21 protein-coding genes are annotated in these 8793 nt (G+C 43.5%); 2 read left to right on the forward strand and 19 right to left on the reverse strand.

Translation table 11 applies throughout. The features are described from left to right. Positions 1 to 107: 107 nt before the first annotated feature. From KQI39_RS16730 to KQI39_RS16805, 16 genes are all read right to left on the reverse strand, one after another. Entirely contained in the window at positions 108 to 419 is a 312-nt protein-coding gene (locus tag KQI39_RS16730; RefSeq protein WP_216419712.1) for a hypothetical protein, read from the reverse strand. Then, complete coding sequence (locus KQI39_RS16735; RefSeq protein WP_216419713.1) at positions 419 to 646, reverse strand: hypothetical protein; 228 nt, start codon at positions 644 to 646, stop codon at positions 419 to 421. Before KQI39_RS16735 ends, KQI39_RS16730 begins: the two co-directional genes overlap by 1 nt. After that, positions 643 to 912: a hypothetical protein gene (locus tag KQI39_RS16740; protein WP_216419714.1), complete on the reverse strand. Its 270-nt coding sequence runs from the start codon at positions 910 to 912 to the stop codon at positions 643 to 645. The genes KQI39_RS16735 and KQI39_RS16740 overlap by 4 nt, the downstream gene beginning before the upstream one ends. Next, positions 854 to 1285 carry a hypothetical protein gene (locus KQI39_RS16745; RefSeq protein ID WP_216419715.1) on the reverse strand — a complete coding sequence of 144 codons (432 nt, stop codon included), beginning with the start codon at positions 1283 to 1285 and terminating at the stop codon, positions 854 to 856. The genes KQI39_RS16740 and KQI39_RS16745 overlap by 59 nt, the downstream gene beginning before the upstream one ends. A 216-nt stretch (positions 1286 to 1501) precedes the next feature. Beyond that, positions 1502 to 1669 carry a hypothetical protein gene (locus KQI39_RS16750; protein ID WP_216419716.1) on the reverse strand — a complete coding sequence of 56 codons (168 nt, stop codon included), beginning with the start codon at positions 1667 to 1669 and terminating at the stop codon, positions 1502 to 1504. A gap of 15 nt (positions 1670 to 1684) precedes the next feature. Further along, the gene (locus KQI39_RS16755) at positions 1685 to 2257 is read right to left on the reverse strand and encodes a hypothetical protein (protein WP_216419717.1); all 573 of its coding nucleotides are present in this window, start codon (positions 2255 to 2257) and stop codon (positions 1685 to 1687) included. A 13-nt stretch (positions 2258 to 2270) separates the two neighbouring features. Continuing rightward, positions 2271 to 2669: a hypothetical protein gene (locus tag KQI39_RS16760; protein ID WP_216419718.1), complete on the reverse strand. Its 399-nt coding sequence runs from the start codon at positions 2667 to 2669 to the stop codon at positions 2271 to 2273. A gap of 19 nt (positions 2670 to 2688) precedes the next feature. Continuing rightward, positions 2689 to 3465 carry an ATP-binding protein gene (locus KQI39_RS16765; RefSeq protein ID WP_216419719.1) on the reverse strand — a complete coding sequence of 259 codons (777 nt, stop codon included), beginning with the start codon at positions 3463 to 3465 and terminating at the stop codon, positions 2689 to 2691. After that, the gene (locus KQI39_RS16770; protein WP_216419720.1) at positions 3425 to 4186 is read right to left on the reverse strand and encodes a hypothetical protein; all 762 of its coding nucleotides are present in this window, start codon (positions 4184 to 4186) and stop codon (positions 3425 to 3427) included. The genes KQI39_RS16765 and KQI39_RS16770 overlap by 41 nt, the downstream gene beginning before the upstream one ends. Beyond that, positions 4152 to 4505, reverse strand: a complete 354-nt coding sequence (locus KQI39_RS16775) for a hypothetical protein (RefSeq protein WP_216419721.1) — start codon at positions 4503 to 4505, stop codon at positions 4152 to 4154. The genes KQI39_RS16770 and KQI39_RS16775 overlap by 35 nt, the downstream gene beginning before the upstream one ends. Beyond that, positions 4495 to 5073 carry a hypothetical protein gene (locus KQI39_RS16780; protein WP_216419722.1) on the reverse strand — a complete coding sequence of 193 codons (579 nt, stop codon included), beginning with the start codon at positions 5071 to 5073 and terminating at the stop codon, positions 4495 to 4497. Before KQI39_RS16780 ends, KQI39_RS16775 begins: the two co-directional genes overlap by 11 nt. 2 nt (positions 5074 to 5075) lie before the next feature. Then, complete coding sequence (locus KQI39_RS16785) at positions 5076 to 5702, reverse strand: ERF family protein (RefSeq protein ID WP_216419723.1); 627 nt, start codon at positions 5700 to 5702, stop codon at positions 5076 to 5078. Then, positions 5699 to 6157 (reverse strand): hypothetical protein, encoded by a 459-nt coding sequence (locus KQI39_RS16790; RefSeq protein ID WP_216419724.1) that lies wholly within the window; start codon positions 6155 to 6157, stop codon positions 5699 to 5701. The genes KQI39_RS16785 and KQI39_RS16790 overlap by 4 nt, the downstream gene beginning before the upstream one ends. Before the next feature lie 99 nt (positions 6158 to 6256). Further along, a complete protein-coding gene (locus KQI39_RS16795) occupies positions 6257 to 6415 on the reverse strand; it encodes a hypothetical protein (RefSeq protein WP_216419725.1) in 159 nt (52 codons plus the stop codon). Beyond that, entirely contained in the window at positions 6412 to 6654 is a 243-nt protein-coding gene (locus tag KQI39_RS16800) for a hypothetical protein (RefSeq protein ID WP_216419726.1), read from the reverse strand. Before KQI39_RS16800 ends, KQI39_RS16795 begins: the two co-directional genes overlap by 4 nt. Positions 6655 to 6666: 12 nt before the next feature. Further along, positions 6667 to 6822 (reverse strand): hypothetical protein, encoded by a 156-nt coding sequence (locus KQI39_RS16805; RefSeq protein ID WP_216419727.1) that lies wholly within the window; start codon positions 6820 to 6822, stop codon positions 6667 to 6669. 161 nt (positions 6823 to 6983) lie between these two features. On the opposite strand from KQI39_RS16805, the gene KQI39_RS16810 reads away from it, so the two are divergent. Continuing rightward, positions 6984 to 7154 (forward strand): hypothetical protein, encoded by a 171-nt coding sequence (locus tag KQI39_RS16810; protein ID WP_216419728.1) that lies wholly within the window; start codon positions 6984 to 6986, stop codon positions 7152 to 7154. Here KQI39_RS16810 and KQI39_RS16815 read toward each other — a convergent pair. Next, complete coding sequence (locus tag KQI39_RS16815) at positions 7151 to 7306, reverse strand: hypothetical protein (protein WP_216419732.1); 156 nt, start codon at positions 7304 to 7306, stop codon at positions 7151 to 7153. The genes KQI39_RS16810 and KQI39_RS16815 overlap by 4 nt on opposite strands. A 113-nt stretch (positions 7307 to 7419) precedes the next feature. Between KQI39_RS16815 and KQI39_RS16820 the strand changes: the two genes are divergently transcribed. Further along, the gene (locus tag KQI39_RS16820) at positions 7420 to 8211 is read left to right on the forward strand and encodes a DUF4393 domain-containing protein (protein WP_216419729.1); all 792 of its coding nucleotides are present in this window, start codon (positions 7420 to 7422) and stop codon (positions 8209 to 8211) included. Here the strand turns inward: KQI39_RS16820 and KQI39_RS16825 are convergent. Then, on the reverse strand, positions 8168 to 8347 hold the full coding sequence (locus KQI39_RS16825) for a hypothetical protein (RefSeq protein ID WP_216419730.1): 180 nt from the start codon (positions 8345 to 8347) through the stop codon (positions 8168 to 8170). The two genes, KQI39_RS16820 and KQI39_RS16825, sit on opposite strands and share 44 nt — an antisense overlap. Before the next feature lie 39 nt (positions 8348 to 8386). Further along, complete coding sequence (locus tag KQI39_RS16830; RefSeq protein WP_216419731.1) at positions 8387 to 8533, reverse strand: hypothetical protein; 147 nt, start codon at positions 8531 to 8533, stop codon at positions 8387 to 8389. Positions 8534 to 8793 lie beyond the last annotated feature (260 nt).

An 8793-nucleotide genomic window follows, 5' to 3' on the forward strand; every position in this document is an offset into this window, starting at 1 on the left:
AACGAATCAATATCTTTCAAAAGAACGATATTTTCACCAAGGGGGACGTCTACCCTTTTTTAGCCAGAAAATAAGAGCAATTTTTTTCATTTAACTATTGACATTTATTAGCTGGACTTTATTTCATTCCAGTCCTCTGGCAAAAGATCTGATGTGCCAGGACAATTCTGATATAAAATGCATCTATTACAGGTACCATCCTCACTGGCCGGCTGTCTTCTGCAAAACTGGATCAGTGTGTTATAGGCTGCTATAGCCAGTTCAGGTGTGATGTCCAGTTTCTTCTCATGTTTTTTTATTTTGACCTTTTTCCCTACTGGCCAATGATGCTCACAGGAATCTTCGTCTTCTACAAGGATTCCTTTGCGATCGCAGAGGCCATCATCGTTGTTGATACAGGTTTTGCATGTATTTTCCATTATTTTCTCCTTTCTGTCATGATCCGGTTAAAATTCTCTACGTTTCTGGTATTCCGGTCATATTCCATGTTTCCAAATAGATCATCCAGCATCCTGTCCAGTCTCTCCCGTTTCTTCTTTGTCATTCCGATTCCGGTGAAGATCTGGAACCCGAAGGTATTAAAGCCTCCCGGTGGGTAAAAGCCAGCTCTTTTCTTGAATAACTTCTTTTTCTGTCTCTTATTCATCTTCTCCTCCCTGCTGCCCTCAGCATCCATTTCCGGTATCTGTCCCCTTCTGCCAGGAGTTCAAAATCGAGCTTTCTGCTTAGTTTTGTGTCTTCCGGGATGATCCGGTATTTCTTATTTACGAGAGCGTAATTTTCTACTGCCTGGTAGACGTTTTGTTTTGTTGTGCCGGTCTTCTCTGCTGCCTGCTGACAGTCGAGCAAATCCTCAAAGGCCTGCTTCCCGTTCTGGTCTACTATCTTGTACAGGTTCTTTCTTCCTCTCATTGTTTTCCCCTATCTCTTCTACCGGATCAAGGTAATTCCGGCCGAATATCTCCATGAACTCTTTGTGACTGTGTTGCTTTTCAAATAATTTCTGTGCTGTCCGCTGTAATTCGTGGCGGATCCGGGCGTTGTTGTGCACAGCTTCCGGCCCGTAGATATGATGATCATGGCACAGGTATACTTTCAGACCATATTCTTCTGAGTTTTTCCGGTTTGGTCCTCCGAATACATGATGCTCATCCAGGATCCTGTGTTCGCTCCAGTTGTCGTGAAGTGTCGCGCAGAGATAACAGGTTCTACTGTTTTTATCGTGAAGAATGCTGGCCGGATGGCGCATTCTCTTTTTCTTTGGTTTTGTCTTTGGAAATAACATTTCTGCCCCTTTCCGGGGAGGTCAGGGCCTCCCCTCTATGTATTTGTGATATATCTGGATTTTGAAAACACCCTTGTTTATTCTTCTCGACAATCTTCGACAAGATTCTTGATTAATCTCAGACCTGCCGTTATCATCTGCTGTCTCATAATCTCCATGCGCGGCATCCCAGGTTCTTCTTTTTCTACTTCAAGAATTTCCCTGAGTTTTCGCTCTTCATCGTACAAATATCCCATTATTTCTGTTTCCGTTGGAATTGGGATGTCCTTCAGTTCCGGCGGCAATAAAGCTCCTCGACATGTTTTTGATGTTCGATGAAAGAAGTTTTTTTGCATCATTCAGAGACATGTCCATCTCATACCATTTACTTTCTACTGCGTCCATTTTTTCTCCTACACTTTATCCCCTGATTGTTTCGTACCGTTTCTTTTTCTCGTTGTATTTCATTGCTACTGGCTGCCCACAGTCCAGACAGTTTAAATCAAACATTTCTGCTGTCTCATTTGTAAAATACCTGAGGTGTTCTCCGCATTCGCAGCTAAGAAATGCAAGTTTCAAATCTTTCAGGTCTGTTCGTGCTCCACACTCAGTGCATTTGAAAGAACTCAGCCCCACTTTTGTAAAGAAGCTCTTTTCTGCTCCACATTTACAACGGATATGCAGAAAGCCTGAATATCCTCTTTCTTCGCAATGTACGATCTTGTTCGGCTTATCTGTCTGTTTTTTTTCTGGGCCTTCCGCAATATTTACAGCCGGAACACTCTGAACCATTTCTGCAATCTTTTCTTTGAACTCAGGATCCTCAACCGCCGGTACCTGGATCAGAAAAATATATTTCTCCAGGATCTCATTCAGCGACCGGAATGTATATTTTGTTGATCCGACATCGCCGGTCTTTTTCGCTGCTGCCAGTACCAGCTTCCCAGCCAGTACCATTTTCAATGCCTTATCCAAATTCGTTTCCTGTAACATCTTGCGTCCTCCCTTACTTCTCCTCAATTCCTCTGCTGCATCCATCGCCTTCTGTCAAAACGCCCGCAATTCCGGACATTTTTCCTGCACAGTGAGGCTTGTTTATCCCTCCGCGATACCCGCAGTCTTTGCAGAGTGTGATCTTGCGATATTTGTTCATAAGCTGACCTGCCTGGCTCTTGCCAAAGTCATTGACCTTCTCATACTCTTCGCGGATCTTGTCCGTGTACTGCTGTAACTCACAATGGCAGCAGTACCAGTCCATTTCTTCCTGTGTCAGCTTTTCTCCACGATGGCAGCACAGCTCGTCACACACGTATGTCTCAAAAGCTTCAAGAATGCTGTCTATGCCTTCGTCTTCGTTCCTTGTCTGCTCTTTGCATCCATTCAGGTTTTCTTTGTTCGGGCTCATCGTCAAACCATAGTCCTCCTTATCCCATCACACTTGCCAGGAATGTCTTCTGCTCCCTGGCAGCCTGTTTCTTCCGGATGCTTTCCTCCGGCATCCGGAGCTCTATACTTGCTTTTATGATCCGGTCTCTGGTCCTGTTGTCTACATTCAGTGCGTCAGTGCTCATGTTTGAGGTGTAGATTGTGATGTTCCCGTCCTCCATGCGCTTATTGACTAACCGGAAGATCTCCTGCCTGTGCCAGTCCTTATCTGCCTGTGCTCCGATATCATCCAGGACCAAGATCCCACACTCACGATAGATCTGGCTCGGATCTTCCTCTCCGCGTTCCCGTTTGTAGCTGTTTCCTACAGCGTCTATGTAGTCCGGAGCTGTGATAAACCGCATCGACAGGTTGTATTTCATCATCACTGACTTAGCCAGACAGCAGGCCAGGAAAGTCTTTCCGCTTCCAGGTGTCCGGCTCCACAGATACAGCCCTTTTCCTGCCATCTCCCATTTCTGAAAATGATCCAGGAAGTTGTGACACAGATCCTGCATCTTGCCCATGTCATGTGAGTACACGCCGAAATCAAACTTTGTCAGGTCTGCGTCATGATATTCTTTCGGGGTGCCTGTCCTGTCCTCACCCCGGAACTGTCCTTTGCATTTCGGGCATCTCCGTGCGTATGTAACTTCTTCCGGAAGCCCGTAATCAAGCACCGTGGCGTTATACAGCTCCCAGCCTGTCCCATGGCAAACCGGACACTCACCAGAGTCACCAGAGCTGGACTGAGTTTGTTGGTTCTGGTTCATCATTCATTCCTCCCTGATCTTTCGGATCGTAGTTTCCATCAAGGACTTTTGCCATGTTGGAATCACAGATCATCCAGTCAAAAGTAGCTGACCAGTTACGTTTGTTGGCGCCTTTCAGGAAGTCGGAAGCCTCTGCCTTTTCAAACAGTTTCCGGAAGTCATCAAGAGTATATCCCGTCTTCAATCTGGCATTGATTGCCTTTTTCCTTGCATCAGACATCTTTACCAGGCGGGGATACGACCCACAAACGGAATTGTATAATTCACGAATCGTGGCATAGATGCTGCTTTCCGGAGTTCTACTCTCATAATCTCCTTTAGGAGATTTATTATATTCTTCCTTTCTTTCCTTCTTCCTTTCTTCTATTGTTGCCACTTGACTGCCACCTGACTGCCCGTTGACTGCCACTTGACTGCCACCTGACTGGTACTTATCGTAGTTTTTTATTGTAATTACGCTGAATTTCGGGTGCCGGCTGACTGCCACCTCACCTGTATTTTCCAGATGTTTTAGTGCCGTTCTCACATTCTTAAGTGTGAGGCCTGTTTCCAGAGCAAGATTCTGCTGAGATGTGACAAATGATCCTCTCGGAACGTCTGTCCCCTGGAATCTTCCAGGCTTCCAGTTCGCTTTTAAAAGGATATGCAGGAACAGCACCTTGGTGTTGATGTCGGTGTACCATTCCCATTCAAGGATTTTCCTGCTGATCTTCACATAATCCATAACCAGCCTCCCATTCCCTGTATAACTGCATCCAGTCTTCCAGTGTCATAGTCACAAGCCATTCACAATGATTCTTCCTGTGAAACGTTGCTGGAAGCTCCTCCGGCTTCCTGTCTCTCTTGGCCTGATCGATTGCATCATATATGTTAAGACGCTCTCTTCTCTTAACTTCGATATGAATGCCAGGAAGGCCAACCACATCAGCATCACCATTGGCTCCGCTGTACTGCTGTCCTCTTCTGGCCTTTTTATATCCATAGCCCCGGAGGATACCGGCCACTTCCCGCTCACCGGCTGCTCCTTTATTCCTACTGTTCATGCTTCTCTCCTATTCCGTATTGCTCATACAATTTCTGTTTCTCAAATGGTGTCATGATCTCACTATCCGGGATCCCGGAATATCTGCATTCCTCAATCAGTCCGCTGATCAGCCTGGCCATCTCTTCTGTATTGTAGGTACTGGAGCCTCTCAGAAGGAGATACACACGCTTTGTTTCGCCCTTCATGACTGTAACTTTCGGGGACAATGCCAGGTGGTACTCCATCTTGCTCAGGACTTCTCTTTCTGTCTGATCTGTGTCCGGAAGGGGAACAGCGATCAGCTGTCCCTCCACCCGTTCATACTGCCCGTAGTCCCGCAACATCCGGTTGTGGGCTTCTGCATTGCTCCAGCCGTGGATCTTTGCCAGTTTGGTCAAAAGGCACCAATAGTAAGCATTTGCATCCAGGGACCGCTTTTCCCTGTGTTGCTTCAGCTTTATATCTATATCCTTGCCAGAGAAGATCTGCGCCGCTTCAGCAATGTTCTGGTCTGTAGAAAATGTAAGATTCCATTTCCCGGTCACGATATCCCGAAACATCGCGGAAATCTTTCCTTTGAATTCCATTCCTATGCCCCACAGTTCTGTTTGAAGTACTCAAGGTTCTTTTCTGCAAGAATTGCTCTAAACTGGCCGAAAGTCAGATCCTGTGCCCGTTCTACTTTATAAGCTTTCAGGACCTTTTCTTCACTGATGCAATTATTTCTGAAGTAGCGTCTCATGGAAGAAATATCCACGGGCGTAACCTTCTTTGCTTCTGCTTCCTCCGCTTCCTTCTTTGCCTTCTCCTCCTCGTCCAGCTGTGCATTGGAGATCTTGTCCGGATCTTCTCCTGTAGGAATGGCAAAAGTCCTGAGCAGCATATATTTATATGCATATGTCATAGCCTTTCCAACGCCTTTATCCTGTGTATCCACTCCGGATCCGGAAGAAACAACATCTATGTACTCATCCGGATTCTCGGTATTCACAATACGGTATGTCACGTCCACCGTGGAAAGAGTTCCTTCTCTTTTGTGGGCCTGTGCAATCGGAAAGATCACAAGTCCCTGCTCGATCAGCTTTGCTCTCACTGTAGAAGTTACCTTTTCTTCTGAGATGGCCTTATATTTTGTAGTCTTAAATTCCACCTTGTCGTCTTTGGAAAGGTATGTTACGCCTTTCATGACTTCCAGCATCTTCTGATAAATATTCATTCCGGTACCTCCTCAAAAAAGCAATACAGGTTGTCTGATCCATCGCCTACAGCCGGAGTTGTTCTTCCTCCAGGAAACCATCCGCCGGCGGCATGGTACTCGATCCGGCTTAAAGCCATCTCCGGATTCTCATGATCAAGGATCGGATCCTCTCTCTTCTGAAGCTCCTGGAGAAGATCATTGATACATTCTGCAATCTCTGAACTATGCAGCTGTTTCAGAACTCTCAGCTGTTTTCTTCTGAAACTCGCTCCGCCCAGCTTAACAAGATAGCGTTTGCATTCATCTGCCTCGTCTACCAGGTATTTACCGTTTGATATCGTGAACAGCTTTCCCTCTGCCAAAACACCAAGAGTTTTGTTTTCACTGTCATAGTCATATGACACACTGACATCTGTTTCTGTGCTGATTTCAAGCACCAGATCGAGAATTTCTTTCATTTCGTTTTCAAACATTGATTTTCCTCCTGCATTTTTGTATAATGAGGACGTAATATTCGGGAAATACTACGTTCATTGGGCCCCAGGAGTTGCCGCTCCCAGGGCTCTTTTTCTTTATCGTTTCTGATATCCCGTCCCAACCACGAAGTAAAACGCTACCATCCAAAACACTCCGGCCATCAAAACCATGTCTGACGGGCGGTCCCAGTTCCAGAATGGAAGGTTCGCTACTGGGAGGGCTATAAAAAGGGATATGATCGCATCTCGTTTCATCTATCTGCTTCCTCCATGCTGTCTTCAACCTCTTTCGAGTACGCTTTCATTCCAACAAGGATATCTCTCGCCTCGTCCAAGCCGGCAAGGGCATAATCGATATCGTTTCCGTAAACCGGCATTACTGCTTTCAGAATCTCCTGAGAATACTGAAATTTACGGAGTTTAATTAGTCTTTTTCTTTTCTGCAGTTCTGGCTCTGCTTTAAGAAGTTTCTTGAATTCCGGGTAACTTATCATGTGTTCTCCTTTCTACCCTGCGGATTTTCTTATGTAATAATCATTCACTATCCGGGATACGTTATCTATGATCTTCTGATTGTCTTCCGGAGTGTTGTTCTTACAATAATCGTCATGGATCCGGATTATTCCTCCGGAGCCGTTTTTGATTTCTTTGATAACTGCCATCTGGTTCACCTCCTGTTTTATCGTATGAAGATTGTGTTTGTTGTGTTTATAGAATTTTTACTACTTTGTCGAACGCTTTTTCTTGTGTTTTCGACATTACGCTCCTATTCTGTATATACAGGGTACTGGCACACCCGAGTACATATGAAAGGAGATTTGCAATGAGCCAAACTATGCACGCACTTACAATGGAAATTCTCAAATCCAAGTATGATTTAAAACAGCTGTCAGTAAGTGACATCCATGAGGCTTATCGTTCTATATATTTCGAACTTTTAAGTTTAGAAAAAGAATACGTAAAGTCTCATGCTGGCGAGAAATTTCTTGCTTAAAACTCTCTGTTGAGTTTTTCCCTGGCAGACAGCAGCTCTGCCAGGGCTTTTACCATATCCGGCACAGTTTCAATGTACATTGAAGTTTCAGCTTCTTTCTGAATTCTCTCACATAAAACTTCTATAGTTTTATCAATACTTTCTATCATCATTTCAACTCACTTCCCTTTCTTCTCCTATATAAATATTGACTTTCTGCTGTTTCTCTCCTATTCTTTTCTTACAGGCACTGCCATGCCTAATACATAAGAAAGAAGGAAAAAATATGTCTGACAAAAACTCTTCCCTGATTAATTTGCCTGATCTTCCAGATTCTATTGACACTGCTGTAAAAAACCTTACAGATAAGCCAACTCAAGGAGTAGGCCAAACATTAGCTGATGTATGGTATCTAGTGTTTGGCGGAATTACTCAAGCCGCCGATAAACGTCGCATGAAATATGCTCATGATCTGGAACTTTACAAGCAAGAATTGTCACAAAAAATTGCATCTATTCCCGAAGAAAATCTCATAGAGCCTAGTATTCAAACAACAGCCCAAGCTCTTGAAAATTCTAAATACTGTATTGAATCAGAAGAACTTCGTAAACTATTTGTGAACTTAATTTCCAAATCTATGGATAATAACTATGTTCAAAATGTTCATCCATCTTTTGCAGAAATTATTAAACAGATGAGTCCGACAGATGCCCAAATTTTAAAAACCCTTCATCCCGATCGTATTTTTCCATTAGTTGATTATATTCTTGAAGACAAACAAAATTTGACTTCTGAGACTCAATTTTCTACAGTTTATATATCGTCTCTTGAAAATGTAAGCCTGGAAGCCGCTTCTTCTGCTATTTCTTCTTTAGAACGATTGGGAATAATTGCGCTTAATACAAATTCATACTGCTTCAATAAATCAGTCTATATTCCTTACGAAAAGACATCCTATTATGAAGCTCTCTCTTCAAAAGCTTTTCGTTGTTATGCTTCTAAAAGAGCTGCCATTCACAAATATCTTGGATATTTCACTCCTTTGGGAAAGAATTTTTTTGAAGTTTGTGTAAAATAGCTAATGTGTGTTGATTGCTTTTTTTCGTCATTTCACACATTTCTCTCACGTAGCCATCTACTTCCTTAAAATAGTAGGTGGCTACTATTTTTGCTGTGATGGCTGAAATAATCGCAGAAGCTATTATTGTTGTCATTTCGCCACTCCTCCTATCCGGCCTTACGGGCCTCAATGGTTATCCTGCAAGTCTCTTTTTCTGTTCCAGTGCATCTCTGGCTCTCAGAAGTTCTGCGCCAGTTCGGATCAGTTCCAGGCTCTTCTGGTCCAGATCTTTGAGAAGCTCTGTAGTTTCAGTAAGCAATGTTTTTCTATCTTCTGTCATTGTGTTTCACCTCACTTTCTTCGTTTCCTTTGTCTACATTATAGTATCCTATGTCTGCTTTGTCAATTCTTTTTTGTATCCTTTGCCAACTTTTTGTATTGACTTTGCTTTTATAGAGTGGTATTCTTGACTTATAAAATTAAGTCCAGCTAATAAATGTCAATAGTTAAATGAAAAAAATTGCTCTTATTTTCTGGCTAAAAAAGGGTAGACGTCCCCCTTGGTGAAAATATCGTTCTTTTGAAAGATATTGATTCGTT

It is taken from the genome of Blautia sp. MSJ-36, from assembly GCF_018917985.1.
In the GTDB taxonomy this organism is placed as follows: Bacteria; Bacillota; Clostridia; order Lachnospirales; family Lachnospiraceae; genus Blautia_A.